Origin of the sequence: Arenimonas soli, assembly GCF_014643775.1 — a bacterium.
GTDB lineage: Bacteria > Pseudomonadota > Gammaproteobacteria > Xanthomonadales > Xanthomonadaceae > Arenimonas > Arenimonas soli.
Genome location: NZ_BMKC01000001.1, coordinates 958899 through 985273, shown reverse-complemented (window position 1 = coordinate 985273; position 26375 = coordinate 958899). Strand labels below are relative to the sequence as shown.

The window sequence follows — 26375 nt, the reverse complement described above, 5'->3', positions numbered from 1 at the left end:
GCCGGCGACGCGGCCTCAGGCGGCCTTCTTGGCCCAGGCGCTGCACCAGGCTTCGGCCGGGACCGAGAAGCCCGGGAACAGGGTGCAGGCACCGTTGGAAGCCGTGAAGAACTGGCAGTTGGCGCAGTTGCTGTCGGGCTTGAAGCTCGGGTGCTTCACGGTCTTGTAGTCCAGCGCGTAGGCCAGTGCCTTGGCCTGCGGGTTGTCCAGCGGCAGCGGCTTGAGTTCCTGGGCGTAGGCCCGGCCGACCAGGGCCGGGGCCACGAAGGGCGCGGCGACGGCGAGCAGGGCGGCCTTGACCAGGAAGCCGCGGCGGGAAGTGTTCGGGGTGTTCATGGGATGCTCCTTGGCTACGGAGGGTTTCCGTTGGCTGGCGGCAGTTTACGCGCACCGGGTGAATGCTGCGTTGATGCAGGTCAAGCCCACCCACCCTGGCCCCATCGGCTAGACTTTGGCCCATGGACACCCTGCCCTACGACCCCGCCGAGCTGGCCAACCGGGCCGACGAGATCGTCGCCGCCACCCGCGAACTATCCGCCCTGGGCTGGACGCCGGCCACCAGCAGCAATTTTTCGATGCGCCTGGACGCGCGCCACGCCGCGATCACCGTGTCGGGCCGCGACAAGGGCCGGCTGATGGCCACCGACATCATGGTGGTGGACATGGCCGGCAAGGCCGTGGCCACCGAGCACCGTCCTTCGGCCGAAACCCTGCTGCACACCCAGCTTTATTCCCGCTACCCGGACGTTGGCTGCGTGCTGCACACCCATTCGCACGTGCAGACGGTGGCCTCGCGCCTGTATGCCGCCCAGGGCCACGTGCACCTGGAAGGCTACGAGCTGCTCAAGGCCCTGGCCGGCAACCAGACCCACGAAATGGCCGTCGACGTGCCGGTGCTCGCCAACACCCAGGACATGGACGAACTGGCCGGATGGGTCGACACCCTGCTCGACCGGCAGCCCATGTGGGGCTACCTGATCAACGGCCACGGGCTATACGCCTGGGGCAAGGACATGGCCGAAGCCCGCCGGCACCTGGAAGCCTTTGAATTCCTGCTGTCCTGCGAACTCGACCTCCGGAGACTGCAAGCATGAGCCGCCTTCGCATTTTCGACCACGACGACCCGTCCACCCCGCTTTCGAGCACCGAGGACCTGGCGCAGATCGCCGAACGCCTGAAGCCGATCGGCGTGCGCTTCGAGCAATGGCAGGCCAGCGCGCAGGTGCAGCCGGGCGCTTCGCCGGAGGACGTGATGGCCGCGTACCGCGCCGACATCGACAAGCTGGTCGCCGAGAACGGCTTCAACAGCGTCGACGTGGTGTCGATCTCGCCCGACAACCCGGCCAAGGACGCGGCCCGCGCCAAGTTCCTGGACGAGCACTACCACAAGGAAGACGAAGTGCGCTTCTTCGTCGCCGGCTCGGGCCTGTTCTCGCTGCACGTGGGCGACAAGGTCTACGAAATCCGCTGCGAGGCCGGCGACCTGGTCGGCGTGCCCGACGGCACCACGCACTGGTTCGACATGGGCCCGGAACCTAGCTTCATCGCCATCCGCTTCTTCACCGAAGCCGACGGCTGGGTCGGCCACTTCACCGGCACCGACATCGCGCGGCGCTTCCCGCGCTACGAACCCGGCCAGGCGGGGTGAAGGAAATCATGCGGACCGAAAAAGGAAGCTGCCACTGCAAGGCCGTGCGATTCGAAGTTGATCTCGAGAACGGCTTCGAGAACATCCGACGATGCAATTGCTCCATGTGCAGCCGGAAGGGCGCGATCATGGCAGGCGTGCCGCTGGAACGGCTGAGGGTGACCCACGGGGCCGACAAGCTTTCGCTCTACCAGTGGAACACCAAAACGGCCAAGCACTACTTTTGCAGCGTTTGCGGCATCTACACCCACCACCAGCGCCGCAGCGTGCCCACGGAGTACGGTTTCAACCTGGCCTGCATCGAAGGCGTTGACCTGTCGGCCATCGGGCCCATCGGCGCCAGCAATGGCGCCGCCCAGTCCCTGGTCGAGGCCGGGTCCTGACCGTCCACCCAACTCCGGCAGTCCCATGAAGAGCATCCTCACCGACATCGAAGGCACCACGTCCAGCATTTCGTTCGTAAAGGACGTGCTGTTTCCGTATGCGCGGCGGGCCCTGCCGGGCTTCGTCGCGACGCGTGGCAAGGACCCGGACGTGCGCCGCTGGCTGGACCAGGTGGCGGCGGAAACCGGCGGCGTCTGCCAGGACGAAATGATCGTCGAGACGCTGCAGGGCTGGATCGACCAGGATCGCAAGCACACGGCGCTCAAGGCGCTGCAGGGCATGATGTGGAAGGACGGTTACGGCCAGGCCGACTTCACCGCCCACATCTACCCCGATGCCGTCGAGGCGCTGCGGAAGTGGCATGCGGCCGGGCATTCGATCAGTGTTTATTCGTCCGGCTCGGTGCCGGCGCAGAAGCTGTTTTTCGGGCATTCCGACGCCGGCGACCTGACCGGGCTGGTCACCGATTGGTTCGACACCGAATACGGCGGCAAGCGCGAAGCCGACAGCTACCGGCGCATCGTGCAGGCCCTGGACGTGCCGGCGGCGCAGGTGCTGTTCCTGTCGGACGTGGTCGAAGAGCTCGACGCCGCCCGCCAGGCCGGCCTGGACACCGTGCTGGTGGACCGCCGCCAGGACTACCCGACGCCGCGAACCGGCGATGCCACCCACGGCCATGCCCGCGTCGAGGATTTCTCCGCCATCACGCCCTGAACCGGCGTCAGGGCGCCGCTGTTTCCAGGCGGTAGGACGTTGACGCCCTGATTTCCCCGCGCCAGCGGTCGAAGGCGCGCACCTCGATCAGGTATTGCCCCGGACCCAGGTCGGTCGGCAGCGTGCCGCGCCAAAGATGCGTGGTCTCCGCGGCTTCCGGCAGGCGGTCGTAGCCGCGCAGGTTTCCGGCGGCATCGTCGAGCAGGTTCTGCGTGCGCAGGGCCGGGTCGGGCTGGTCGCTCAGGCGCATCGGCTGCCAGTCGCCGCCGTTGACGCGATATTCGACGCGGCTGTCGGCTTCGCCCATGTAGACGTTCGCGTACACGCCCGTGCCCGGGTAGGCGCCGGCGCGCAGCACCCGCGGCGCGTGCAGGTGCATCGCGGCGTCACCGCCGCGGGCGACGTGCCAGCGCAGGTCATGGCTGCCGTCGGCCGCGAACCTCGCCGTGGCATAGCCGTTGGGCGTGCCGTCGGACATGCGCGAATCCGGGATGCCGTCGGCGTCCTTCACCCCGCTCCAGTAACCGCCGCAGGCGGCGCCGACGTTGTATTCGTGCAGCGGCGTCGCGCCGAACCAGCCGTCGGCGGGGCCGTGGCGGTGGTGGCGCTGGACGTGGCCGTGGGCGGTCAGCAGCAACACCCGGGTGAAGGGCCGGAGCAGTTCGAACAGCCGCTCCCGGTCGGCACGGCGGAACGTCTCGCGGCTCGGCTCGTCGAAGAACGGGATGTGCGCGGCAATCACCAGGCGGCGGTCGCGCGGCAGTTGATCAAGGTAGGCCGCGAGGAAGCTGAACTGGTCCTCGCGCAGGCCACCGACATAGGGCTTGGCGGCGCCGGGCTGGTAGATGACGTCGTCGAGCACGACGAAGCTGGCCTGGGCCTCTTCCCAGGCGAAGGTGTCGGGCCCGAAGTGGCGGCGGAAGGTATCGAGCGAACGCGCGTCGCCAGCGGCATCGAAGTCGAGGTCATGGTTGCCGGCCACGTGCAGCCAGGGCGTGCGCAGGGTCGCCGTATGGCGGTTCATGGCCGGGTACAGCGACAGGTCGTCGCTGACCACGTCGCCCAGGGTCAGGCCCAGGTCGGCCGCCGGGGCGCCACCGGCGGCCTCAACGATCGGCGCTACGATGTCGCGCGCGTAGTAGTCGACATCAACCGAGGTCTTGGGCTGCGGGTCGCCGAACACCAGCACCTTCAGGGATTCGTTGGCCGGCGCGGACTTCGGCAACAGCGCGAAGTCGTGGCAGCGCGGCGTCGACCTGGGCAGCCCGCCGTAGCGCAGCGCCCGCTGCCGGCTTCGCACCACGTGGCGCCAGAACACCGGCAGGCCGTCGGTGCCGGTCGGGAAATCGTGGCTGGCCGGCTTGATCACGAACACGGTGTGGTCGGGCGACAGCGGCAGCGACCAGCGCCCTTGCACATCGGTGCGAACGATGCGGCGGCCATCCGAGACCTGCACGCCGGCCAACGCCGGCTCGCCGCGATCACGCCTGCCATTGCCGTCGGTGTCTTCGAACACCACGCCGGCGTTGCAGGTACGCGCCCCCGCTTCCGGGGCCAGGCCCGCCAGCAGCAGCAGACAAACGAACAAGGACAGGCGCATGCACGGCTCCAGGAAGGACGCCGCGATTATCGCCAATCCGCGACCGCCCCGCCCTCAGCGCGCCGCGGCGGCGTGGCGGTCGCGCAGCACGGCGTCCACGTCCGACAGCCCCAGGCCGCGCGAACGCAGCAGCACCAGCAGGTGGAAGACCAGGTCGGCGGCCTCGCCCAGCAGCGCCGGGTCGTCCTGCGCCACCGCCGCCAGCGCGGTTTCCACGCCCTCCTCGCCCACCTTCTGGGCGATGCGACGGGTGCCGTCGGCGAACAGGCGGCTGCTGTAGCTGCCCGCGGGGCGCTCGCGCTCGCGGCGGGCCACCAGCGCGTCGAGCTGCGGCAGGAAGGCGGCGGGCGCGGCCGGGAAGCAGCTGGCACGGCCCAAGTGGCAGGTGGGCCCCGCGGGTCGCGCCTGCACCAGCAGGGTGTCGGCGTCGCAGTCGGCTTCCACGGACACCAGCGCCAGCACGTGGCCGGTGGACTCGCCCTTCATCCACAGACGCTGCTTGCTGCGGCTGTAGAAAGTGACGCGGCCAGTGGCCAGGGTGGCGTCCAGCGCCGCGCGGTCCATGTAGCCCAGCATCAGCACGCGGTGGTCGTTGGCGTCCTGCACGATGGCGGGCAGCAGGCCCTGCTGCTTGTCCCAGGCCAGGGCGTCGATCTGTTCAGGCGTCATCACGCACCTCGATGCCGCGCGAACGCAGCGTGGCTTTCAGTTCCCGGATCCGGACGGTGCCGGCATGGAAGACGCTGGCGGCCAGGGCCGCGTCGGCGTCGGCCTGTTCAAAGGCGGCGGCGAAATGCGCGGCTTCGCCGGCACCGCCGGAGGCCACCAGCGGCACCCGGCAATGGGCGCGCACCGCCTGCAGCTGTTCGATGTCGTAACCGCTGCGCACGCCGTCGGCGCCCATGCAGTTGAGCACGATTTCACCGGCGCCCAGGGCCTGCACCTCTTCCACCCAGTCCAGGGTGCGGCGCGGCAGCGCCCGGGTGCGCTCGGGGTCGCCGGTGTAGGCGCGCACCCGCCATTCGCCATCGGCGTCGCGCAGGCTGTCGATGCCGACCACCACGCACTGCACGCCGAACTCGGCCGCCAGCTCGGACACCAGTTCCGGGCGGTCCAGGGCCGGCGTGTTCACCGACACCTTGTCGGCCCCCGCATGCAGCACGGCACGCGCCTGTGCAACCGAACGGATGCCGCCGGCGACGCAGAACGGGATGTCCAGCAGCCGGGCCACGCGTTCGACCCAGGCAACGTCCACGCCGCGGCCCTGCGGGCTGGCGGTGATGTCGTAGAACACCAGTTCGTCGGCGCCTTCGTCGCGGTAGCGCAGCGCCAGGTCTTCGATGGCGCCCATGACCACGTGGTCGCGGAAGCGCACGCCCTTGACCACCTGGCCGTCGCGCACGTCCAGGCAGGGAATGATGCGGCGGCTCAGCATGGCGCGACCTGCGCCAGGGCCTCGCCCAGGTCCAGCTTGCCGTCGAGCAGCGCCTTGCCCAGCACGATGCCGCTGCAGCCCGCCTCGCGGGCGGCAGCAACGTCGGCCAGGTCGCGGGCGCCGCCCGAGGCCTGCACGGCCAGCCGTGGGAAGCGCTGGCACAGGTAGCGGTAGAGTTCGATGTTCGGGCCCGACAGCATGCCGTCGCGGCTGATGTCGGTGCACAGCAGGTGGCGCAGGCCGACTTCGTCATAGGCCGCGGCCAGCACGTCGAGTTCCTTGCTGCCGTCTTCGGTCCAGCCGTGCACCGGCAGGCGCCAGCGGCCTTCGGCGTCGCGGCGGGTGTCCAGCGCCAGGGTCAGGCGCGCGGCGCCGTAGCGCGCCACCCAGGACGCCACGCGGCCGGATTCGCGCACGGCCAGCGAGCCGACCACGACGCGGTCGGCGCCGGCTTCGAGCAAGGCATCCACGTCGGCTTCGCTGCGCACGCCGCCGCCGGTCTGCACCTTCAGCGGGGTTTCGGCCTTCAGCCGACGCAGCAGCGGCGCCAGCGTGTAGCCACCCGCGCGGGCGGCGTCCAGATCGACCAGGTGCAGCCAGCTCGCACCGGCCTGCGCATACTGTCGTGCCAGTTCGAAGGGATCGGCCGGATAGCGGGTTTCCTGGGCGTAGTCGCCCTGGCGCAGTCGCACGACGCGGCCGTCGCGCACATCGATGGCGGGATAGAGAAGGAAATCGGACATCACAGGCCCCGCTGAATGAAGTTGGCCAGCAGGCGTGCGCCGAAAGCGGCCGAACGTTCCGGGTGGAATTGGGCGCCGGCGACGCGGCCGCGCTGCACGACGGCGGAGAACGCCTCGCCGTGCTCGCTGCTGGCGACGGTGTTGGCGTCCACGGGCGCGGCGTAACCGTGCACGAAATAGACCTGGGCGCCGTCGGGGATGCCGTCGAGCAGCGGGCTGTCGCCGCACGGCGCCAGGCGGTTCCAGCCCATGTGCGGCACGCGCAGGCCGGCGGCCGGCCGCATGCGGCGGACACGGCCGGGCAGCAGGCCCAGGCAATCCACCTCGCCTTCTTCCGACGACTCGAACAGCAGCTGCATGCCCAGGCAGATGCCAAGCAGCGGCTTGTCCAGCGCCCGCAGGGTCGGCACCAGGTCCAGTTCGCGCAGGCGGGCCATGCCCGGCGCGGCGGCGCCGACGCCGGGCAGGATCACGCGGTCGGCGGCCGAGATGACCGCCGGATCACCGCTGACCACCGGCGCCACGCCCAGGCGTTCGAGGGCATAGCGCACGGAGCCGAGGTTGGCGCCGCCGGAATCGACCAGCACGACCTTCACAGCACCCCCTTGGTGCTGGGCAGGTCGCGGCCTTCGCGGCGCATGGCCTTGCGCAGCGCGCGCGCTACGGCCTTGAAGCAGGCCTCGACCTGGTGGTGGCTGTTTTCGCCCTGCACGCGCAGATGCAGGCTGATGCGCGCCTCGTCGGCCAGCGACCGAAAGAAGTGCGGCACCAGCTCGGTCGCCAGGCCGCCGACTTCGCTGCGGGCGAAGCTGCCTTCGAAGACGAAGTACGGCCGCCCGGAAAGATCCACCGCCGCCCCGGCCAGGGTTTCGTCCATGGGCAGGGTGATCGCGCCGCGGCCCACCGAGTCGCCGTAGCGGCCGACGCCGCGCTTGTCCTGCAGGGCTTCGCGCAGGGCCTGGCCCAGGGCCAGGGCGCAGTCCTCGACCGTGTGGTGTTCGTCGATGTGCAGGTCGCCCTGGCAGCGGATATCCAGGGCGAAACCGCCGTGCTTTCCAAGCTGTTCGAGCATGTGGTCGAAGAAGCCCAGGCCGGTGCTGACCTTCGGGTCGGCGGGCCGGTCCAGGTCCACCGCGACGCGGATGCGGGTTTCCTTGGTGGTGCGTTCCACCACGGCCGTCCGCGGACCGTTGGCCAGTTCGTGGGCGATGCCGGCCCAGGTGTCCGGGCCCGGTGCCAGGCGGAAGCCGCGGCAGCCCAGGTTGCGCGCCAGCTGCAGGTCGGTTTCCCGGTCGCCAACGACGGCCGAGTTGGCCAGGTCGATGGACCGGTCGCGCAGGTAGTCCATCAGCAGGCCCAGTTCGGGTTTGCGGGTGGACTTTTTTTCGTGCTCGAAGCTCTCGTCCACCAGCACGTCGCGGAACTCGATGCCCTGCGAGGCCAGTACCTGGATCACCAGCGCCTGCGGGCCTTCGAACTGCTCGCGCGGAAATGATGACGTGCCCAGGCCGTCCTGGTTGGTGACCATGACGAACTGCCAGCCGGCGTCGCGCAGCTGCAGCATGGCCGGGATCACGCCTTCGACGAAACGCACCTTTTCGAAGGCGTCCACCTGGAAATCGGACGGTTCTTCGATGATGGTGCCGTCGCGGTCGACGAACAGGATGCGCTGGCCGCTCATGCCGCCGCCCTCCCCGCCCGCAGTGCGGCAAGCACCGCGTCGTTTTCCTCGGCCTTGCCGATGCTGATGCGCAGCGCGTCGGCCAGCTGCGGCGAGGCGCGCATGTCGCGCACCACCACGCCGGCCGCCAGCAGGCGCGCGAAGGCCAGGCCGGCGTCTTCGAACCGGGCCAGCAGGTAGTTGCCCTGCGAGGCGTAAACACGGCGCACGCCCGGGCAGGTCGCCAGTTCGGCGCGCAGGCGTTCGCGTTCGGCGCGAACGGCCTGTACCTGCTGGCGGGTCAGGGCCAGTGCCTGGTCGGAAAGCCCGGCCAGCGCCAGCTGCACGCAGGGCGAAGGCAGCGGGTACGGCGCCTGGCAGTTGCGCAGCACCTGCACCAGGCTGGCGTCGGCGAGCAGGCAGCCGATGCGCGCCGCCGCCAGTGCGTGCGCCTTGGACAGCGTGCGCAGCACGGCCAGGTTGGGCTGGTCATCGATGTCGCGCGCCAGCGACGGCTGGTCGCTGTATTCGCCGTAGGCCTCGTCCACCACCACCAGCGCGCGCCCGGCCAGGCGCCGGGCCAGGTCGCGCAGGTCGGCGGCGGCGATGGCCTGCCCGGTCGGGTTGGCCGGCGAACACACGAACACCAGCTTGGCGCCGTGGGCGATGGCGGCGCTGGCCATCGCATCGAGGTCGGATTCAAAGCCGTTGGCGCCGTCGCGCAGGGGCACCTCGACCAGCGGCGCCCCCTGCAGGCGCGCGCTGACCGCGTACATGCCGAACACCGGCGGCGCGACAACCACCGCGTCCTTGCCCGGGCGGCACAGGGCGCGCACCAGCAGGTCGATGGCTTCGTCGCTGCCGCGGCCCACCAGCACCTGGTCGGGGCGCACGCCGTACAGCAAGCCCAGCCGGGCGCGCAGGGCTTCGGGCTGGGGGTCGGGATAGCGGTTCGCGCCCAGGCCGCCATCGGCCGGATTGCGCCAGGCGCTTTCGTTGGCGTTGAGCCAGATGCTGCCGCTGGTGCCGCTGCGGCGCGCCGAGGCATAACCGGCGAAGGAACGCAGGTCCTCGCGCACCAGCTCGAGCAGCGCGTTCATGCCACACCTTCCAGGCGGCGCAGCACCGACTGCGCGTGCGCTTCCAGGCCTTCGGCGCGCGCCATCACGACCGCGCAGGGGCCGATGGCGGCCAGGCCGGCCTGGCTGACTTCCTGGTAGCTGATGGCCTTCTGGAAACTGGCGACGCTGACGCCGCTCCAGGCGCGCGCGGCGCCATGGGTGGGCAGCACGTGGTTGGTGCCGGAACAATAGTCGCCCAGTCCCTCGGGCGCGTAATCGCCCAGGAACACCGAACCGGCGCTTTGCACCTTGTCGAGCCAGGCGCGGGGTTCGCGCAGGGCCAGGATCAGGTGTTCGGGCGCGTAGTCGTTCGACAGCGCGAAAGCTTCGTCGAGGTTGGCCACCTGGAACAGGCGGGCGTGCTGCAGCGCCTTGCCGGCGATGTCGCGGCGCGGAAGTTCGGCCAGCTGGCGGCGCACCTCGAGTTCGACGGCATCGAGCAGGGCCAGCGAATCGGTGGCCAGGATCACCTGCGAATCCGGGCCGTGTTCGGCCTGCGACAGCAGATCGGCGGCCACGTGCGCCGGCGGCGCGCCGGCGTCGGCGATCACCAGCACTTCGGACGGGCCGGCGGGCATGTCGATGGCCGGGCCACCGGCCATCATCGCGGCGTACTGCTTGGCCGCGGTGACGTAACGATTGCCCGGGCCGAACAGCTTGTCGCAGCGCGGCACGCTGTCGGTGCCCAGGGCCATGGCGGCGATCGCCTGGGCGCCGCCGAGCTTGTACACCTGGCCCATGCCGCACAGCTTCGCCGCCACCAGCACCGCCGGGTCGGCGCGGCCGTCGGCGCGCGGCGGCGTGCACAGCACCACCTGCGGGCAGCCCGCCAGCGCGGCCGGCACGCCCAGCATCAGCGCGGTGGAAGGCAGCGGCGCCGTGCCCGCGGGCACGTAGAGGCCCACGCGCGCGATCGGCCGCAGCAAACGACCACAGGCAACGCCCGGCGCGGTTTGGACTTCAAAACCCTGGCCCATGCCGGCGCTGTGCCAGGCCTTCAGGCGACCGATGGCTTCGATCATCGCCGCACGCAGCACCGGGTCGAGGCCGGCTTCGGCTTCGGCGAACTCGGCGTCGCTGACCGCGAAGTCGGCGACTTCGACGTTGTCGAAGCGCCGGGTCAGCGCGCGCAGCGCGCCGTCGCCGTCGGCCCACACCTGGTTGAAGATGCGGCGCACGGCGGCCTCCAGGCCGTCCTGTTCGCCGCCGCCGGGGCGGTCGAGCGCACGGGCGCGGTTGCCGGAGTCCATGGCCGTCCAGTCCAGTCTTTTCATTGCAGCATCTGCTCCACCGGAAGCACCAGCAGGCCCGTGGCCCCGGCGCGTTTCATGTCTTCCAGCCGCTGCCAGGTCATGGCGCTGCGGCACAGGGCCTGCAGGGCCACCTGGTCGCGCTGGCCTTCGATGGCCATCACGGTGGGCGGTTCGGCGTCGGGCAGCAGCTTGAGCAGGCCGGGCACGGCCTCGCGCGCGGCCTGGAACAGCACCAGTTTGCTGGCACGCACGCTCAAGACGGCGTCAAGACGACGCAGCAGCATCGCCGCCAGCTCGGCGCGGGCATCGCCGAAGTGCTGCGCCGGCGCGGCCAGCACGGCCTGGCTTTCGAACACGATGGCGGCTTCCTTGAGCTGGTTGGCCATGAGCGTGGCGCCGGTGGATACGAGGTCGCAGATGGCCTCGGCCTTGCCCAGGCGCGGGGCGATTTCCACCGACCCCGACAGCACCACCGGATCGGCCTGCACGCCCTGCCCCTGCAGCCAGCGCGCGAGCAGCTGCGGGTAGCTGGTGGCGATGCGCAGGCCGGCCAGGCGTTCGGGGCCCGGCCATTCCCATTCGTTGGGCACCGCCACCGACAGGCGGCAGCGGCCGAAACCCAGGTCGCGGATGGCGCGGTAGGCCTCGGGCTGGCCGCTGGCGGCGCGTTCTAGGGCCTGTTCCTCCAGTACGTTCTGGCCGACCACGCCCAGGTCGCAGGTGCCTTCGGCGATCAGGCCGGGGATGTCGTCGTCGCGCACCAGCAGCAGGTCGATGGGCAGCGATTCGCCGTAGCAGAACAGGCGGTCGCGGCTTTCCCGGAACGCCAGGCCGGCACGCGCTAGCAAGTCGCGGGCCGGGTCGGACAGGCGGCCGGATTTCTGGATGGCAATGCGCAGTCGGTCGTGCGTCCTCATGACGCCTCCGTTTACTTGAAAGGGGGAATTCAGTGCGCCGCGTCGTGCGGCAGGTTCTGTTCGTGACGTTCCGCGGCCAGGCGGTAGCCGCCGGCGCCGCGTTCAAGGCAACGGGCGACGCGACCGATGGTCGTGACGCTGACGCCGGTGCGGTCGTGGATTTCCCGGTAGGGAACGCCCTGCTGCAGCAGCGGGATGACCCGCCAGCGGTCGCACAGGGCTTCGAGCTCGGCGGGGGTGCACAGGTCGTCCAGGAAGGCGCGCAGCTCCGCCGGCTCGCGAAGGCTGAGCAGGGCGCCGACCAGGGCGTCCAGGTCGGCGTCATCGGGGCGGGTGGCGGGGTCGCGGCGCTTCATGGTCGGGCTAATGTAATAACGCGCTATTACATTGTCAAGAGTAAAAGCGGGACCGGTTCGGCTGGCCATCCCCCTCCCCGCGGACTACAGTGAGCCCGACTCGGGGGAATCTGGCCGCTATGCGTCTAATCACGGTGTTCCTGGCGCTGCTGCTGGCCGCCGTGGCCTCCCCGGCCCGGGCCCAGCCGGCGCTGCTGGACGAGCACACCGACCTGGTCCGGCTGACCCCCCACCTGGGCTACGCCGTGGACCCCGACGGCCGGGCGGACGCCGCCGCCATGTTCGCCCGCGCCGGTCGCGGCGAGTTCCAGCCCCTGCCCGACGGCAGCAGCACCTTCGGCTTCACCGACGGCGCCTACTGGTTCCACGCCGAACTCTTCAACAGCCACGCCGACCTCAAGCGCTGGCTGCTGGTGCTCCACTACCCGCTGCTGGACAACGTCGACCTGTACCTGCGCTACCCCAACGGCCGCGTCGAACACATGGCCTCGGGCGACAGCCTGCCGTTCTCGGCGCGCAGCATCCGCTACCGGCACCCGAACTTCTGGCTCGACCTGCCCCAGCGCAGCCGCGTGGAGGTGATGGTGCGCGTTTCCAGCCGCAGTTCGCTGCAGGTGCCGCTGGTGCTGTACACGCCCACCGCCTTCGCCGAGATGGAGCGTGACTCGCAGTTCGGCATCGGCCTGTTCTACGGCATCCTGGTGGCGCTGTTCTTCTACAACCTCGTGCTGTGGATGTCGCTGCGCGACGCCAGCCACTTCTGGTACATGTTCCACGTCGCCGGCTTCGGCCTGGTCATGTTGTGCCTGAACGGCCTGTCCTTCGAGTACCTGTGGCCCAACTCGCCCTGGCTGGCGAACCACTCGATCCCGCTTTCGATGGCGATTTCGCAGATCGCCATGCACCAGTTCTGCCGGGTGTTCCTGGAACTTCGCGACCGCCTGCCCTGGGCCAATCGCATATCGCTGGCCATCATCGCCTTCTACGCGCTGATGGGACTGGGCTCGCTGGTGCTTGAGTACCGCACCGTGGTGCTGCCGATGACGCTGGCGGTGTTCCCGGGCGCGATGTTCATCCTGGCGCTGGCCGTCATTTCGCTGCGGCGCGGCTATGCCCCGGCCAAGATCTTCCTGATGGCCTGGGGTTCCCTGTTGCTGGGGACGGCGCTGTACGCCTCGGTGTCGTTCGGCCTGCTGCAGAAGAACTTCTTCACCGAATACGGCATCCAGATCGGTTCGGCGCTGGAAATGATCCTGCTCTCCTTCGCCTTGGCCTACCGCTACGCCCGGCTGCGCAGCGAAAACGAAACCCTGGTGCGCGAACACAACGAGCAGCTCGAACGCCACGTCGCCCGCCGCACCTCGGAGCTGAGCACCGCGCTTGAACAACTGGCCGAAGCCAACCAGCGCCTGCGCGAGTCGAACCGGCGCGACGCCCTGACCGGGCTGTTCAACCGCCGGCACTTCCGCGACGTGTTCGAGCACCAGATGCACCACGCCGCCGAACACCGCCAGGCGCTGGGCGTGCTGCTGATCGACCTGGACCACTTCAAGCGGGTCAACGACACCTATGGCCACCTGGCCGGCGACGAATGCCTGCGCTGGCTGGGGCGCTGCCTGGGCGACACGCTGTCGGTGCACGGCGCGGTGACCGCGCGTTTTGGCGGCGAGGAGTTCGTGGCGGTGATCCCCGACATGCACGGGGACCGCCTGCTGCACCTGGCCGAACAGCTGCGCGTGCGCATCTGCAGCGAACCGGTGCGCTACGCCGGCAACAACATCGGCATCAGCGCCAGCATCGGCGCCTTCGTGCTGCATCCGGGCACCGGCATCGGCGTGGACGAAGCCCTGCACCGCGCCGACGACGCCCTGTACGCCGCCAAGGACCGCGGCCGCAACTGCGTGCACGCGGCCGAAGACATCACGACCTGATCAGAGCAGCGAATGCCGCGCAGCGGTAAGCAGCTTGCCGCTGCGCACCAGCTGCACGGCGGTGGCCACGTCACCGTCCATCGCCCGGTCCCGGGGCATGAAGGGGATGGCTTCGCGCAGCGCGGCCCAGGCGGCGCGCACGGCGATGCCGGGTTCGAACTCGGCCGATTCGGCCAGCTCCCGGCGCAGGCCTTCGACTTCCTCCAGGAACGGCGCGCGGTCGGCGTGGCCGGGCAGCGGCGCACCCTGCACCTTCGCCGCCAGGCCCTCGGCGTCGGAAGCACGCGCCAGGGCACGGGCGGCGTTGATCATGTCGCGGCGGTAGTCCAGCGCCTGCGCGGCGGTGTAGAGCTCCAGCGCCAGCACGTGGGCCAGGTCTTCCACCATTTCCAGCACGTGCCGGCCTTCGTTGGCGCCCATGGACACGTGGTCTTCGGCGTTGGCCGAAGTCGGGATGGAATAGACGCTGGCCGGATGCGCCCGGCTGCACAGGTCGTTCACCAGCGCCGCCGCGGTGTACTGCACGATCATGAAGCCGCTTTCGGTGCCGTCTTCGTTGCCGATCAGGAAGGCCGGCAGGCCGTCGTTGGTGGCCGGGTCGACCAGCTTGTTCAAACGACGCTCGGAAATGGACGCCAGCACCGGGATCGCTGCCTTGAGGTAGCTCATGGCCAGGGCCAGCGGCATGCCGTGGAAGTGGCCGGCCGACACCACCTGGTCTTCGATTTCCCTGGCGCCTTCCAGGCCCGGGAACAGCAGCGGATTGTCGGTGACGGCGTTGAGTTCGATGTCCACCACGCGCTTGGCCTGTTCCAGCGCGTCGCGCACGGCGCCGTGCACCTGCGGGATGCAGCGCAGCGAGTAGCTGTCCTGCGGCTGGTGCTTCTTGCCGCCGCGGAAGGGCCGGAAACGCTGGTAGAAACGCTCGCGGCCGTGGCGCTGGGTCAGCGGCACCCAGTCCCAGCCGATGTCGAAGCCCAGGGCCTGCTGTTCCGGGTCGGTCCAGCTTTCGGGCAGCCAGGAACGGAACCGGGGCACCAGGTGGTAGGCGATGTCCGACAGCGTGGAGCCGGACAGCAGCCGGCGCAATTGGTGCGCCACGTGCACCTGGCCCGGGTGCGGACGCAGCGCGTGCACGTGCGGGTCGAAGGCGCGCAGGCGGCCGGCGAAGGCGTCGAGCGTCATCGCCGCGGCCAGGTCGGCGGTGTCGAGCAGGTCTTCGAGTTTTTCGATCGCCAGCACCGCGGTGGCCAGCATCTGGGCGGTGCCGTTGTTCAGCGCCAGGCCTTCCTTGTGCGACAGGGTCACCGGTTCAAGCCCGGCGCGGGCCAGGGCTTCGGCGCCGGGGATGCGTTCGCCGTCGTAGAAGGCTTCGCCGCCGCCGAGCAGCACGATGGCCAGGTGCGACAGCGGCGCCAGGTCGCCGCTGGCGCCGACGCTGCCCTTGCGCGGCACCACCGGCACGATGCCGGCATTGAGCATCGCGGCCAGCGCTTCGAGCACCTGCGGGCGGATGCCCGAGTGGCCCATCATCAAGGTGTTGATGCGGATCGCCAGCATGGCTCGCACGACGTCGGGCCCGAAGGGTTCACCCACGCAGACCGCGTGGGTGACGATCAGGTTGCGCTGCAGTTCCTCGAGCACGGTTTCGTCGGTGTCGGCCGCGCCCGGCATGCCGTGGCGCACGCGGCGCGAGCCCAGCAGCTTGTCGGCATTGGATCCGAACCCGGTGGAGACGCCGTAGATCGGCTCCTGCTTCTTGACCTGGTCGGCCAGGAAGTCGGCGGCGCGCTGCACGGCCTGCATCTGGCCGGCGTCGAGCGTGACCGGCGCGCCGTGCGCGATTTCGGCGACCTGGGCGCGGTTGAGGCTGCGGCCGTCGAGGGTGATGGGTTTCATGTCAGACGCCTCCCATGGCGCGCTGTTGTTCGATTTCCACGCGCAGGGTCCTGGCCAGGTCGTCGCGGGCGACTTCGAACTGTTCCTTGGCGCGCAGGTCCTTGACGGTGACCACGCTGCGCGCCGCTTCGTCTTCGCCGTAGAGCACCACGAAGCGGATGCCGGCCTTATCGGCGTACTGGAATTGTTTCGCCAGCTTCTTGCCCTCCATCTGCACTTCGGCATTGATGCCGGCGCCGCGCAGCTGGCGGGCGATGTCGAGCGAATCTGCCAGGCGTTCTTCGTCCATCAGGCCGACCATGACGTCGACCGAACTTTCGGCGCCGGACAGGATGCCGGCCTCGCGCAGCTGGAAGAACAGGCGCGTGGCGCCGATGGAGATGCCCACGCCCGGCAGCCTGGACTTGGTGTAGTGGCTGGCCAGGTTTTCGTAGCGCCCGCCCGAGCAGACCGAGCCGATCTGCGGGTGCTCGTCGAGCGTGGTTTCGTAGACGGTGCCGGTGTAGTAGTCCAGGCCGCGGGCGATGGAGAAGTTCACCGCGTAGTCGGTTTCCGGCACGCCCTGGGCCTTGAGCAGCTCGATGACTTCGCGCAGCTCGGCCACGCCTTCGGCCAGGGTGGCATTGCCAGTGCCCAGCGCATCCAGGCGCGCCAGGGCGTCGGCGTGCGAGGTCGAACGCACCTGCACGAAGGCCATGATCCTGTCGGCGACGTCGTCGGCCAGGCCGAAATCCTGCCCGGTGAGCGTGGCGCGCACCGCATCGGCGCCGCGCTTGTCGAGCTTGTCGATCTCGCGCAGCACCAGCGCCTGGCGCTCGCCTTCGGCGATGCCCAGGCCTTCGAAGAAGCCGCGCAGCAGCTTGCGGTTGTTCAACTGGATGGTGAAATCACCCACGCCCAGCTCGGAGAAGACCGCGTGGATGACCGCAGGCATCTCGGCGTCGTGGCGCACGCTGAGCGTGTCCTTGCCGATCACGTCGATGTCGCACTGGTAGAACTCGCGGAAGCGGCCGCGCTGGGCACGTTCGCCGCGGTACACGCGCTGGATCTGGTAGCGCCGGAACGGGAAGGCCAGGTCGTGTTCGTGCTGGGCCACGTAGCGGGCCAGAGGCACGGTGAGGTCGAAGCGCAGGGCCAGTTCGGGCTGGCCGCCCTGCTCGAGGGCGCCGGTGGACTGCACGAAATACACCTGCCGCTCGGTTTCGCCGCCGGTCTTGGTCAGCAGCACCTCGGACAGTTCGAACACCGGCGTTTCCACCGGCAGGAAGCCGAAGCGTTCATAGTTGCGACGGATGACGTCCAGCATGCGCTGGAAGGCAATCTGGTCACGGGGCAGCAGCTCCATGACCCCGGGCGTGGTGCGGGGCTTGATCAAGGCGGGCACTCCAGGGCGAACCTGCGCATTCTAGCGGCTGCGGCCGTCCAGGCGCGTCCCCGGGGCCGCCGCCGGCACGCCGGGCTTGCCGAATCCGGCCCGAGTCCCTAGAATTGCCGGCTCGATCCCTCGGGGTGTAGCTCAGCCTGGTAGAGCGCTACGTTCGGGACGTAGAAGTCGCAGGTTCAAATCCTGTCTCCCCGACCATCGATCGCAAGAAGGGCTGCCCGCAGGCAGCCCTTTTTATTGCCCGGCGCCCTGCCCCGGCCCGCGCCGGGTCAGAACTCCCAGACGCCCTCGACCCGCACGTAGCGGTAGCTGTAGCCGGTGCCCACGCTGGCGCCGTCGCCCGGGGCGTCGGTGTAGCCGGCGGTGGCCCGCAGGAAGTGGCCGCGGTCCTTGGGGGTCTGGAAGTCCACTTCCAGCAGGCGCGAGGGGTGGCTGTCGACGCCCGTGAAATCCTGGCGGCCGTAGCCGGCCGTGGCCCGCAGCTGGTAGCCGTCGCCGAAGAACCTGCGCATCGACACCACGCCCAGGGCCTGGCGGTAGCGGCCCGGCGCGAAATAGTCGGCTTCCCGCGGATCGCTGTCGTTGAACTGGCGCAGGCGCAGCTGCAGGCTGATGCCCTGCTCCGGCAACACCGCGTAGATCAGGTTGGCGCGCAGGTGCCGGCGCAGGTTGTCGCCACCGAAGTCCTGCAGGCCGACCAGGCCCGTGGCGGTCCAGCGTTCGGACAGCGGCAGGTCGATGGCCGCGCCGGCATAGGTGTGCACCAGGCCCTGTTCCACGCCCTGGCGGGTTTCGAGAACGTCGCGCTCGAGGAAGAATTCCTTGCGGCGCTTGTCGGTGCTGTACACGCTGGCGCTGCCCAGCAGGTCGTCGCCGTTGGTGCCGGCCTCGCCCATCCAGCGCCAGCCGCCTTCACCGCCGGCGGCGCGCAGGAAGACGCGTTCTTCCTCGTGGCTCCAGCCATCGCCCGAGAAGCGCGCGTGTTCGACCCGCATGCCCCACCAGTGTTCGATGTCCCGGCGCGAAAAGTCCCAGCCCAGCGACGCGCGCTGCACGTCGTTGCCGTCGGAGTCGGAGGAAACGAAGCCCTCGGCGCGAAGCGCCGGGTTCGATTCCTGCGCCGCGGCCGGAAGCGCGGCCAGCAGCGCCGACGCGAGAAGGGTGTAAACGTAGCGATTCATTTCGTACCCCAGGTCTTGCGGAAGCCCAGCAGCTCGGAGCCGTATCCAAGGACGCAGATCGGCTGCAGCAGCAGGGTGTAACCGAGCGAATAGAACAGGAAACCCCCGACGTTGCGGCGAACCGCCAGCCCCTGGGTTTTGAACATGCGCTGCTGCGCATGGAAGATGATGGCGTTCCACAGCATGGCCAGCGGCAGCACCAGCAGGGTCATCAGGCCCACCACCCAGAAGTAGCCGAAAAACGCCGCGATGATGCCCGGAATGAAGACCAGGGTGAACACCAGGTCCATGGGCAGGAACATCAGGTTCCACCAGATGAAGAACGTGCTAAGGCGCGGCTTCACCAGCAGGCTGCCGTGGCGGCCGAAGGCTTCCATCAGGCCGCGCGACCAGCGCTGCCGCTGCCGGGCGAACTGGCCCAGGGTCTCGGGCACGTTGGTGAACAGGCAGGCTTCCTCGCAGTAGCCGATGCGGGCGCCGGTCTTGAGCATCGCCCAGGACAGCACGATGTCCTCGCCCACGCAGTCCGGCCAGCCGCCCACCTGTTCCAGCGCATCGCGGGTGTAGAGCGAAAAAGCGCCCTGCGCCACCAGGGTGCCGTGGAACATGCTCTGCATGCGCTTGACCGCGGCGATGCCGTGGAAGTAGTCCCATTCCTGGGCGCGGGTCAGCCAGTTTTCACGCGAGTTGCGCACCAGCACGGCGCCGGCGACGGCCACGGTGTTGGGCGGGTCCGACAGGAAACGTTCGACCAGCTTGCGGATGGCGTCGGTGCGCAGGTAGGAATCGCCGTCCACGGTGATCACCAGCGCGGCGTCGGTGGCAGCCAGGCCCTGGTTGAGCGCCCCGGCCTTGCCGACGTTGGTGGCCAGCGAATTGGTCTGGAAGAAGATGTCCGGCGTCGACAGGCGCGCGCCCTGCCGGCGCGCGATGTCCTGGGTGTCGTCGGTGGACCCGTCGTCGATGACGGTGACCCGGATCCGGCCCGGGTAGTCCTGCAGCGACAGGCTCTGCAGGGTGTCGGCGATGTTCCCGGCTTCGTTGAAGCAGGCCACCAGCACGTCCAGGTCGGGGTAATGCTGGATGGCCAGGCGCCGGGGCCGGCGGTCGCTGAGGATCGAACCGGCCAGGAACGCGTTCATCAGTCCCGGCAGGTAGGCGATGAAGGCGATGGCGACGATCGCCAGCGGCAGGCCCGCCAGCAGGCTCAGTTCGCGCAGCCAGGGCTGGGACAGCCAGATGCTGAAGGCCATCCAGGCCAGGGCGAAAACCAGCAGCAGGACGAACTTGACGGTCACCGGGACGTAGAAGCCGGGTCGTTGCGTGGCCGTCCCGCTGGGCACGGGCGGACGCGGCAGAACGCCGGCGCCCTCGGTGTCGAGGACCGGCGTCCGGGAATTGTCCAGCATCAGGTGATCGCCTTGAACTTGGGAAAGATCCCGCGGGGGTTCCCGCGGTTCGTGCACGCTGAGGGCAAGGCCCTGAACCCGGCCCCACCCCGCGGACAAGGTTCAGGTTCGCGGCCGGGCGCGCGCGCCTTCATTTGGTGCCCCAGGTCTTGCGCAGGCGCAGGAGCTCGGCGGCGTAGCCCACCACGCAGACCGGCTGCAGGATGGCGGTATAGCCCAGCGAATAGACCAGGAAACCGCCGATGTTGCGGCGCACGCTCATGCCCTGGCCGTTCAACATGCGGCGCTGGACGCGGAAGATGATGGCGTTCCAGATCGCGGCCAGCGGCAGGACCAGCAGGGTCATGATGCCGACGATCCAGTAGTAGCCGAAGAACGCCGCGATCACGCCCGGGATGAACACCAGCGTGTACACCAGGTCCATCGGGACGAACAGCAGGTTCCACCAGATGAACAGCGTGCTCAGGCGGCGCTTGAACAGGAGCCGGCCATGGCGCGCGAACGCTTCCATCAGCCCGCGCGACCAGCGCTGGCGCTGCCGGGAAAACTGGCGCAGGCGGTCGGGCACCTTGGTGAACAGGCAGGCTTCTTCGCAATAGCCCAGCCGGGCCCCGGTTTCGAGCAGGGCCCAGGACAGCACGATGTCTTCGCCCACGCAATCGGGCCAGCCACCCACCTGTTCCAGCGCATCGCGGGTGTAGAGCGAAAACGCGCCCTGCGCCACCAGGGTGCCGTGGTACATGCTCTGCATGCGCTTCACGGCCGCGATGCCGTGGAAGTAGTCCCATTCCTGGGCGCGGGTCAGCCAGTTCCGGCGCGAATTGCGCACCAGCACGGCGCCGGCCACCGCCACCGTGTTGGGCGGATCGGACAGGAAACGCTCGACCAGCTTGCGGATGGCGTCGGCGCGCAGGTAGGAATCGCCGTCGACGGTGATCACCAGCCCGGCCGAGGTGCCGGCCAGGCCATGGTTGAGCGCGCTGGCCTTGCCGCCGTTGCGTGGCATGGCGATGACGCGCATTTCCACCGAAGCACTCGCCAGGCGACGGGTTTCGGCCCGCGCCACGGCCAGGGTGTCGTCGGTGGAGCCGTCGTCGATCAGGGTGACGCGGATGAGGCCGGGATAGTCCTGCGCGGCCAGGCTGGCCAGCGTGTCGGCGATGTTGTCGCGTTCGTTGTAGCAGGCCACCAGGACATCCACCTTGGGGTAGTGGATAACGAGGCGCCGTTTCGGGCGGCGGTCGCTGAGGATCGAACCGACCAGGAAGGCATTCATGAACCCGGGCACGTAGGCGATGAAGCCGATCGCGACCAGGGCCAGCGGCAGGCCCGCCAGGCGGCTGAGCTCGTGCAGCCAGGGCAGCGACAGCCAGACGCTGGCCGCCATCCACGCCAGGGCCAGCACCAGCACCAGGACGAACTTGGCGGGCACCGGCAGGTAGAAGCCTTGGCGCAGGGGCCGCGCATTCGAATCGTCGGCCTGCAGCATGTCGCCGGCGTCGCCCTCGAAACGGGCTGGCGCCTGGGATTGATCCAGCATTGATGAAGCCCCCTGAGTTGTCGCGGGAGTAGATGCAATTCCCGTGCCAGCCTGGGTTACAGCCAAATGACAGCGGCATGGCAGCCAGGCCGCCCTTCACGCGGGCCGGCCGGGGCGCAGCAGGGTCAAAATGTGACGCGTTTGGCGATATCGGACCCGGCACCTGGGGCCATGGGGTTGGTTACACTCGCCCGACTGGTCGCTGGGGGAAGCGGATGAGTTGGATCCTGGGGTTTGTAGGGGCGCTGCTGGGTGCGCTGATCGCCGACGAGAGCCGGATGTTCTTCGGCTTCCTGGCCGGAGCCGGCCTGGGCCTGCTTTCCGGCAGCCTGCTGCTGCTGCGCCGCCGGGTCGGCCTGCTAGAACAGCAAGTGCTCGCGCTGCGTGGCCAGGCCGCTTCAACGGCGGCCCAGGCCCGGCCCGCGCCGGCACCCCTGCCAGAAACGGACGTGGGCACCCCTGGCCTGCGCCCCGAAGTGGACGCCCCGGCCCCGGCTCCCGCCGCCGCCCCGGCGCCGCAGCCACCCCCGGTTCCTGCCCAGGCGCAGCCCGCCCAGCCCGGACCCACCCCGGCCCGGCCCGTCGCCGCCGCCGCGCCTGCGCCGCGCATCGAAAGCCCGGCCGAACCCGCCAGACCGGCGGAACCCGACCCGTTCACCCGCGCCATCCTGGTCGCCAAGGCCTGGCTGTTCGAAGGCAACGTGCCGGTGAAGCTGGGCGTGCTGGTGCTGATGTTCGGCGTCGCCGCCGGCATCAAGTACGCCGCCGACGCCGGCTGGCTGGTGGTGCCGATCGAACTGCGCCTGGCCGGCATCGCCGCCGCGGCCATCGCCCTGCTGGTCTGGGGCCTGCGCAACGCCGCCGAACGCCCGGCCTTCGGCCTGAGCCTGCAAGGTGGCGCGATCGGCATCCTGTTGCTGGTGGTGTTCGCGGCCTTCCGCAATTACCACGTGCTGGCCGCCCTGCCGGCCTTCGTGCTGGTGGTGGTCCTGGTCGCCGGTGCCAGCGTGCTGGCGGTGAAGCAGGACGCGCCGGCCCTGGCCGTGCTCGGCTTCATCGGCGGCTACCTGGCGCCGGTGTTGCTTTCCACCGGCAGCGGCAACCATGTCGCGCTGTTCAGCTATTACGCCGTGCTCAACGCCGCCGTCTTCGCCATTGCCTGGAAAAAACCGTGGCGGGCGCTGAACCTGGTGGGCTTCGTGTTCACCTTCGCCATCGGCGGGGTCTGGGGCGCGAAGTATTACCGGCCCGAGCTGTTCGCCAGCGTCGAACCGTTCCTGGTGCTGTTCTTCCTCTTCTATGTGTCCATCCCGGTGCTGTACGCCCTGGCCGGGCGGCAGAAAAACGGCAAGGTGGACGGCACCCTGCTGTTCGGCACGCCGCTGCTTGCCTTCCCGATGCAGGTGGGCCTGCTCGAAGGCGACCGCTTCGGCCTGGCCACCAGCGCCGTGGTGGTGGCCGCGATCTTCGCCGGCCTGGCGCTTTGGGCGCAGCGCAACCAGCGCCTTCGCGACCTGGCGCAAAGCGCCGCCGGCATGGGCGTGGTGTTCGCGACGCTGGCCATTCCGCTGGCGCTGTCGGCGCGCTGGACGTCCGCGGCCTGGGCGATCCAGGGCGTGGGCATGATCTGGCTGGGCCTGCGCCAGAGCCGCCGCCTGACCCACTGGTCCGGCCTGGTGCTGCTGGTGCTGGCCAGCGGTGCCTGGTTCGCCAGCTTGTTCACATGGAACCTGGACTGGCAGGACCGCTTCGTGTTCAACGGCCACGCCATGAACCTGGGCCTGCTTGCCTTCGCCTGGCTGGCGGCGTCCTTCCTGTACATGCGCGCCGGTGCCAGCCGCGTGCTGCAGATCATCCTGTTCCTGGTCGGCCTGGGCTGGTGGGCGCTGCTGGGCATGCGCGAGATCGGAGTGAACCTGTCGCCGCGCTTCGACGCGCTGTACTACGCCGGCTTCTGCGTGCTGACCGCGGCGCTGGCCGCGGCGCTGCGCAAGCCGCTGGTCTGGCCGCGTCTGTCGTGGCCGGTGGCGGTGTCGGTGATGCTGCTGCTGCCGCTGTCGCTGGCCTCGCAGGACCATTGGGACACCACGCTGTTCGACTGGCCGCTTGTGCTTTGGTGGCCGCTGCTGGCCGGCGCACTGGTGACGCTGCGGGCGCTGCGCAGCCCGCGCTCGCTGGGGCTGGCGTTCGCCCACGTCGCCTGGCTGCTGACCGTGTCCCTGGCCGGCGGCATCACCCTGTTGCGGGTGCTGGCCGACCGCAGCCAGCTGGCCGACGGCTGGCTGCTGCCGGCGGTGTTGGCGCCCTTGGCCGTCCTGTTCGTGCTGGCCTGGAAGCGCCCGGCCATCGGCGGCTGGCCGGTGGCCGACCAGTTCCCGCGCTGGCGGAAGGTCTGGCTGGTGATGGCTGGCCTGGGCCTGGGCCTGGGCTGGCTGTTCGGCCACTTCCTGCCCGGCGACAGCGCGCCGCTGCCCTGGCTGCCGCTGCTCAACCCGCTGGAGCTGTGGCTGCTGCTGGGCCTGGTGATGGCGGCGCTGTGGCTGCGCAGCCACAGCGACCCGCACCGCCTGGGCTGGCTGGCCTGGGCCGGCGCGGCGCTGTTCATGCTGTCAATGAGCGTGCTGCGGGCCTGCCACCAGCTGGGCGGCCTGCCCTGGTCGCCCGACCTGCTGGGCGAAACCGCGGCGCAGGCCAGCCTCACCATCGCCTGGGGCCTGGCCGGCGTCACCGCCTGGGTGATGGGCTCGCGCCGCGGGGACCGGGCGCTGTGGTGGTTCGGCGCCGCGTTGCTGGGCGTGGTGCTGCTGAAGCTGCTGTTCGTGGACCGCCATTTCGTCGGCAACGTCGCCGGCATCGTTTCCTTCGTGGTCGTGGGCCTGCTGCTGATCGTGGTCGGCCGCATCGCCCCCACCCCACCCCGTCGTTCGGAGTAACTGCATGCGTGCTTGCTTCCTGATAACCGCCGCCCTGGCCACCGTGATGGCCAGCCCCGCCCGGGCGGCTTCGCCGCAGGACTACGCCTGGCAGTGGCCGATCCAGACCGAAGGCGAAGGCGCCGCGCACGTGCTCGAGCTCGACGCCGAAGTGCTGCAGTACGTGACCCGCGGCGACCTGCGCGACCTGGCCGTGTTCAACGCCGACGGCGAACCCGTACCCTTCGCACCCTGGCCGCCCAAGGCCCGGGACGAGGAAGAGTTGGATGCGATTCCCTGGCTGCGCGTGCCCCTGCCCGCCCCCGGCCAGCCCGAAAGCCTGGCCCTGCGCCTGGAACGCGACGCCGACGGCACGCTGCGCGGCCTGGACCTGCGCACGACCGACGACACACCGCCGCCCGAAGAACGCCACGACCTGCTGCTCGACCGCGGCGAAGACCCGCCGGCGATTTCCGTGCTGCACGTCGAGCTGGCCGAAGCCGCGCAACTGCCGGTGAACCTGCGCGTGCGCATCAGCGCCTCGGATGACCTGGCCGACTGGCAGCGCATCGGCAGCGGCCTGCCGCTGGTGGCCCTGGACGACAACGGCCTGCGCATCGAACGCCTGCAGCTGGCGTTCGACGCCACCCAGGCGCGCTACCTGCGCCTGGCCATCGAAGGCAACGGCAACTGGCCGATGCTGGCCGCGCTCAAGGGCGAACGCCGCGTGGACGCCGGCGACGGCCGCCCGTGGCTGCAGATCGAACTGGCCGGCACCCAGGCCGGCGCAGAGGCCGGCGTGTACGACTTCACCACCCCGGGCCCCATCGCCGTCGAACGCGTGGACCTGACCCTGGCCGACGCCAATTCCGTGGCCGCCGCCCAGATAGGCGCAAGGAACCCCGGCGAAGACTGGTGGCGCCCCGTGGCCAACTTCGCCGCCTTCCGCCTGGGCAATGGCAAGGACGAAGTGCGCCACATTGCGCCCCGCATCGACCCCCGCCGCGAGCGCGAATGGCGCCTGACCACCCAGCCCGCGCTGAGCAAGGCCCCGAAGCTGGTGCTGGGCTATCGCCCAGAACGTTTCGTGCTGCTGGCCCAGGGTCCGAGCCCGTACACCCTGGCCGCCGGCAGCGTGCGCGCCGAGCGCGAGGACTATCCCGTCAAGGCCGCGCTGGAAGCCGCGAGCGCGCCACCGGTGCCCGCGACGCTGGGCATGCGGACCGAAGCCGGCGGCGAACAGGCCCTGGCGCCGAAGCGCGGCGAGGACTGGCAGCGTTGGTTGCTGTGGGCGGTGCTGGCAGTGGGGGCAGCCCTGGTGCTGGCGGTGTCGCTGAAGGTGCTTCGGCATCCGAAGGCGGACTGATTGCCTTCCGAGATGCACGACACCCAAATGACCGCCGTTCCCACAAGGTGGCGCACGCTCGCCGCAGTCGCGCTCTTCTGGCTCGCCACGATCGGCATCCTCATTGGATTCGGCATGGTCAGTCACATCGCACCGGCCCCGTTCTCGGCCATGGCGTGGGGCGCCACCAGCAGCATCGGTCTCCTGGCGCTCACTGCCGCCTTCCTGCACTGGGAACGACGTGATGCGGGTAGCGCAGGCTTACGCTTTGAGCGCCGCAGCATCGGTCGCTTCGGCATCGGCGCCGCCATTGGAGGCGCCCTATACGGAGGTCATTTGCTCGTCCTCCTGAGTCTTACCGACGTTCGTATCGTGCCCGCACCCGTAATACCCACGGCGACTCTCCTGCTCGCGTTGGCTACGTACTTGGTGCTGGCCATGATGGAGGAGATTGGGTTCCGGGGGTACGCGCTTCGCCGGCTCGAAGAAAGGACGGGTCGTGCCTTGGCGCTTGTTTTGGGAGCATTGGCGTTCGGCGCCTTGCACCTCGCGTATGGCTGGACACTCGGCGCGGCTATGCTTGGCGCCGGCGCTGGTGCGCTGCTGTTCGGCATCGCTGCGTTGGTTACTCGTGGCTTGGCGGTGCCGATCGGTGTACACGCCGCGTGGAATTTGGCGGGATGGAGTGTCGGCGAGAAGGACGGGGCAGGACTATGGCATCTGGTGATTCCCGAGCCTGCTGCTCGCGCTGTAACCGTCGGGTCGCTCAGCTATATGCTCGTGATGGCGCTTGGCTTCATAGGATTCTGGCAATTCGGCCGCGTTCGTGCACGACGCGAGGGTGCGACTTGATTCAAGCGTGTCGAGCCAGCTTGCCGGGTCTTCTATCGGCCCGATGGCATCCGGATCATTGTCGTCCACGTCATGCGAACCGACCGTCTGC

Annotated in this window: 24 protein-coding genes and 1 tRNA gene; 9 read left to right on the top strand and 16 right to left on the bottom strand. The window is 69.6% G+C overall.

Annotated features, from left to right (window positions below; translation table 11 throughout):
- Window positions 1-15: 15 nt before the first annotated feature.
- The gene (locus tag IEX13_RS04720) at window positions 16-336 is read right to left on the bottom strand and encodes a high-potential iron-sulfur protein (protein ID WP_188661777.1); all 321 of its coding nucleotides are present in this window, start codon (window positions 334-336) and stop codon (window positions 16-18) included.
- Window positions 337-458: 122 nt separating this feature from the next.
- Here IEX13_RS04720 and IEX13_RS04715 point away from each other — a divergent pair, with 122 nt between their 5' ends.
- Genes IEX13_RS04715 through mtnC form a run of 4 tightly spaced genes read left to right on the top strand, consistent with a single transcriptional unit; the run spans window position 459 to window position 2746 of the window.
- Entirely contained in the window at window positions 459-1094 is a 636-nt protein-coding gene (locus IEX13_RS04715) for a methylthioribulose 1-phosphate dehydratase (RefSeq protein WP_188661775.1), read from the top strand.
- A complete protein-coding gene (locus IEX13_RS04710) occupies window positions 1091-1648 on the top strand; it encodes a 1,2-dihydroxy-3-keto-5-methylthiopentene dioxygenase (protein WP_188661773.1) in 558 nt (185 codons plus the stop codon). The genes IEX13_RS04715 and IEX13_RS04710 overlap by 4 nt, the downstream gene beginning before the upstream one ends.
- Window positions 1649-1656: 8 nt before the next feature.
- Window positions 1657-2031, top strand: coding sequence for a GFA family protein (locus IEX13_RS04705; protein WP_188661771.1), 375 nt, complete (start codon window positions 1657-1659; stop codon window positions 2029-2031).
- A 25-nt stretch (window positions 2032-2056) separates the two neighbouring features.
- Window positions 2057-2746: an acireductone synthase gene (gene mtnC, locus IEX13_RS04700; protein WP_188661769.1), complete on the top strand. Its 690-nt coding sequence runs from the start codon at window positions 2057-2059 to the stop codon at window positions 2744-2746.
- Between the two features lie 7 nt (window positions 2747-2753).
- Here mtnC and IEX13_RS04695 read toward each other — a convergent pair whose 3' ends face one another.
- From IEX13_RS04695 to IEX13_RS04650, 10 genes are read right to left on the bottom strand one after another with little or no spacing between them, the layout of a single operon-like run.
- Entirely contained in the window at window positions 2754-4346 is a 1593-nt protein-coding gene (locus IEX13_RS04695) for a calcineurin-like phosphoesterase C-terminal domain-containing protein (protein ID WP_188661767.1), read from the bottom strand.
- Between the two features lie 54 nt (window positions 4347-4400).
- Window positions 4401-5015 carry a bifunctional phosphoribosyl-AMP cyclohydrolase/phosphoribosyl-ATP diphosphatase HisIE gene (gene hisIE / locus IEX13_RS04690; protein WP_188661765.1) on the bottom strand — a complete coding sequence of 205 codons (615 nt, stop codon included), beginning with the start codon at window positions 5013-5015 and terminating at the stop codon, window positions 4401-4403.
- On the bottom strand, window positions 5005-5781 hold the full coding sequence (hisF, locus tag IEX13_RS04685; RefSeq protein WP_188661763.1) for an imidazole glycerol phosphate synthase subunit HisF: 777 nt from the start codon (window positions 5779-5781) through the stop codon (window positions 5005-5007). The genes hisIE and hisF overlap by 11 nt, the downstream gene beginning before the upstream one ends.
- A complete protein-coding gene (gene hisA, locus IEX13_RS04680; RefSeq protein WP_188661762.1) occupies window positions 5775-6524 on the bottom strand; it encodes a 1-(5-phosphoribosyl)-5-[(5-phosphoribosylamino)methylideneamino]imidazole-4-carboxamide isomerase in 750 nt (249 codons plus the stop codon). The genes hisF and hisA overlap by 7 nt, the downstream gene beginning before the upstream one ends.
- Window positions 6524-7120, bottom strand: a complete 597-nt coding sequence (gene hisH / locus IEX13_RS04675; RefSeq protein ID WP_188661760.1) for an imidazole glycerol phosphate synthase subunit HisH — start codon at window positions 7118-7120, stop codon at window positions 6524-6526. Before hisH ends, hisA begins: the two co-directional genes overlap by 1 nt.
- Entirely contained in the window at window positions 7117-8205 is a 1089-nt protein-coding gene (gene hisB, locus IEX13_RS04670) for a bifunctional histidinol-phosphatase/imidazoleglycerol-phosphate dehydratase HisB (protein ID WP_188661758.1), read from the bottom strand. Before hisB ends, hisH begins: the two co-directional genes overlap by 4 nt.
- Window positions 8202-9284 carry a histidinol-phosphate transaminase gene (gene hisC, locus IEX13_RS04665; RefSeq protein ID WP_188661757.1) on the bottom strand — a complete coding sequence of 361 codons (1083 nt, stop codon included), beginning with the start codon at window positions 9282-9284 and terminating at the stop codon, window positions 8202-8204. Before hisC ends, hisB begins: the two co-directional genes overlap by 4 nt.
- Window positions 9281-10579, bottom strand: a complete 1299-nt coding sequence (gene hisD / locus IEX13_RS04660; RefSeq protein ID WP_188661755.1) for a histidinol dehydrogenase — start codon at window positions 10577-10579, stop codon at window positions 9281-9283. Before hisD ends, hisC begins: the two co-directional genes overlap by 4 nt.
- Window positions 10576-11475 (bottom strand): ATP phosphoribosyltransferase, encoded by a 900-nt coding sequence (hisG, locus tag IEX13_RS04655; RefSeq protein ID WP_188661754.1) that lies wholly within the window; start codon window positions 11473-11475, stop codon window positions 10576-10578. Before hisG ends, hisD begins: the two co-directional genes overlap by 4 nt.
- 29 nt (window positions 11476-11504) lie before the next feature.
- Window positions 11505-11831, bottom strand: a complete 327-nt coding sequence (locus IEX13_RS04650) for a YerC/YecD family TrpR-related protein (RefSeq protein ID WP_188661753.1) — start codon at window positions 11829-11831, stop codon at window positions 11505-11507.
- A 119-nt stretch (window positions 11832-11950) separates the two neighbouring features.
- On the opposite strand from IEX13_RS04650, the gene IEX13_RS04645 reads away from it, so the two are divergent.
- Window positions 11951-13762: a sensor domain-containing diguanylate cyclase gene (locus IEX13_RS04645; RefSeq protein WP_188661752.1), complete on the top strand. Its 1812-nt coding sequence runs from the start codon at window positions 11951-11953 to the stop codon at window positions 13760-13762.
- Here IEX13_RS04645 and IEX13_RS04640 read toward each other — a convergent pair whose 3' ends face one another.
- The gene (locus IEX13_RS04640; protein WP_188661751.1) at window positions 13763-15661 is read right to left on the bottom strand and encodes an HAL/PAL/TAL family ammonia-lyase; all 1899 of its coding nucleotides are present in this window, start codon (window positions 15659-15661) and stop codon (window positions 13763-13765) included. It abuts the gene before it with no gap.
- A gap of 1 nt (window position 15662) precedes the next feature.
- Window positions 15663-17036 (bottom strand): histidine--tRNA ligase, encoded by a 1374-nt coding sequence (gene hisS / locus IEX13_RS04635; protein ID WP_188661750.1) that lies wholly within the window; start codon window positions 17034-17036, stop codon window positions 15663-15665.
- 130 nt (window positions 17037-17166) lie between these two features.
- Here hisS and IEX13_RS04630 point away from each other — a divergent pair.
- Window positions 17167-17243, top strand: a tRNA-Pro gene (locus tag IEX13_RS04630).
- A gap of 71 nt (window positions 17244-17314) precedes the next feature.
- Here IEX13_RS04630 and IEX13_RS04625 read toward each other — a convergent pair.
- From IEX13_RS04625 to IEX13_RS04615, 3 genes are all read right to left on the bottom strand, one after another.
- On the bottom strand, window positions 17315-18226 hold the full coding sequence (locus tag IEX13_RS04625) for a hypothetical protein (RefSeq protein ID WP_188661749.1): 912 nt from the start codon (window positions 18224-18226) through the stop codon (window positions 17315-17317).
- Window positions 18223-19635: a glycosyltransferase family 2 protein gene (locus tag IEX13_RS04620; RefSeq protein WP_229668448.1), complete on the bottom strand. Its 1413-nt coding sequence runs from the start codon at window positions 19633-19635 to the stop codon at window positions 18223-18225. Before IEX13_RS04620 ends, IEX13_RS04625 begins: the two co-directional genes overlap by 4 nt.
- A gap of 130 nt (window positions 19636-19765) precedes the next feature.
- On the bottom strand, window positions 19766-21175 hold the full coding sequence (locus IEX13_RS04615; protein ID WP_229668447.1) for a glycosyltransferase family 2 protein: 1410 nt from the start codon (window positions 21173-21175) through the stop codon (window positions 19766-19768).
- Window positions 21176-21390: 215 nt separating this feature from the next.
- Between IEX13_RS04615 and IEX13_RS04610 the strand changes: the two genes are divergently transcribed.
- Genes IEX13_RS04610 through IEX13_RS04600 form a run of 3 tightly spaced genes read left to right on the top strand, consistent with a single transcriptional unit; the run spans window position 21391 to window position 26284 of the window.
- On the top strand, window positions 21391-24108 hold the full coding sequence (locus tag IEX13_RS04610) for a DUF2339 domain-containing protein (protein ID WP_188661747.1): 2718 nt from the start codon (window positions 21391-21393) through the stop codon (window positions 24106-24108).
- Window positions 24109-24112: 4 nt separating this feature from the next.
- Complete coding sequence (locus IEX13_RS04605; RefSeq protein WP_188661746.1) at window positions 24113-25453, top strand: DUF3999 domain-containing protein; 1341 nt, start codon at window positions 24113-24115, stop codon at window positions 25451-25453.
- 27 nt (window positions 25454-25480) lie between these two features.
- The gene (locus IEX13_RS04600) at window positions 25481-26284 is read left to right on the top strand and encodes a CPBP family intramembrane glutamic endopeptidase (protein WP_188661744.1); all 804 of its coding nucleotides are present in this window, start codon (window positions 25481-25483) and stop codon (window positions 26282-26284) included.
- The last annotated feature ends 91 nt before the right edge of the window (window positions 26285-26375 follow it).

Bases quoted from the DNA above. Each gene is read 5' to 3' on its own strand.
- hisD (WP_188661755.1), bottom strand. From the start codon at position 10,579: ATGAAAAGACTGGACTGGACGGCCATGGACTCCGGCAACCGCGCCCGT.
- IEX13_RS04695 (WP_188661767.1), bottom strand. From the start codon at position 4,346: ATGCGCCTGTCCTTGTTCGTTTGTCTGCTGCTGCTGGCGGGCCTGGCC.
- hisB (WP_188661758.1), bottom strand. From the start codon at position 8,205: ATGAGCGGCCAGCGCATCCTGTTCGTCGACCGCGACGGCACCATCATC.
- hisG (WP_188661754.1), bottom strand. From the start codon at position 11,475: ATGAGGACGCACGACCGACTGCGCATTGCCATCCAGAAATCCGGCCGC.
- IEX13_RS04610 (WP_188661747.1), top strand. From the start codon at position 21,391: ATGAGTTGGATCCTGGGGTTTGTAGGGGCGCTGCTGGGTGCGCTGATC.
- IEX13_RS04640 (WP_188661751.1), bottom strand. From the start codon at position 15,661: ATGAAACCCATCACCCTCGACGGCCGCAGCCTCAACCGCGCCCAGGTC.
- mtnC (WP_188661769.1), top strand. From the start codon at position 2,057: ATGAAGAGCATCCTCACCGACATCGAAGGCACCACGTCCAGCATTTCG.
- IEX13_RS04710 (WP_188661773.1), top strand. From the start codon at position 1,091: ATGAGCCGCCTTCGCATTTTCGACCACGACGACCCGTCCACCCCGCTT.
- IEX13_RS04620 (WP_229668448.1), bottom strand. From the start codon at position 19,635: ATGCTGGACAATTCCCGGACGCCGGTCCTCGACACCGAGGGCGCCGGC.
- IEX13_RS04720 (WP_188661777.1), bottom strand. From the start codon at position 336: ATGAACACCCCGAACACTTCCCGCCGCGGCTTCCTGGTCAAGGCCGCC.
- IEX13_RS04615 (WP_229668447.1), bottom strand. From the start codon at position 21,175: ATGCTGGATCAATCCCAGGCGCCAGCCCGTTTCGAGGGCGACGCCGGC.
- IEX13_RS04650 (WP_188661753.1), bottom strand. From the start codon at position 11,831: ATGAAGCGCCGCGACCCCGCCACCCGCCCCGATGACGCCGACCTGGAC.
- IEX13_RS04705 (WP_188661771.1), top strand. From the start codon at position 1,657: ATGCGGACCGAAAAAGGAAGCTGCCACTGCAAGGCCGTGCGATTCGAA.
- hisF (WP_188661763.1), bottom strand. From the start codon at position 5,781: ATGCTGAGCCGCCGCATCATTCCCTGCCTGGACGTGCGCGACGGCCAG.
- hisA (WP_188661762.1), bottom strand. From the start codon at position 6,524: ATGTCCGATTTCCTTCTCTATCCCGCCATCGATGTGCGCGACGGCCGC.
- IEX13_RS04715 (WP_188661775.1), top strand. From the start codon at position 459: ATGGACACCCTGCCCTACGACCCCGCCGAGCTGGCCAACCGGGCCGAC.
- IEX13_RS04645 (WP_188661752.1), top strand. From the start codon at position 11,951: ATGCGTCTAATCACGGTGTTCCTGGCGCTGCTGCTGGCCGCCGTGGCC.
- IEX13_RS04625 (WP_188661749.1), bottom strand. From the start codon at position 18,226: ATGAATCGCTACGTTTACACCCTTCTCGCGTCGGCGCTGCTGGCCGCG.
- hisC (WP_188661757.1), bottom strand. From the start codon at position 9,284: ATGAACGCGCTGCTCGAGCTGGTGCGCGAGGACCTGCGTTCCTTCGCC.
- IEX13_RS04605 (WP_188661746.1), top strand. From the start codon at position 24,113: ATGCGTGCTTGCTTCCTGATAACCGCCGCCCTGGCCACCGTGATGGCC.
- hisIE (WP_188661765.1), bottom strand. From the start codon at position 5,015: ATGACGCCTGAACAGATCGACGCCCTGGCCTGGGACAAGCAGCAGGGC.
- IEX13_RS04600 (WP_188661744.1), top strand. From the start codon at position 25,481: ATGACCGCCGTTCCCACAAGGTGGCGCACGCTCGCCGCAGTCGCGCTC.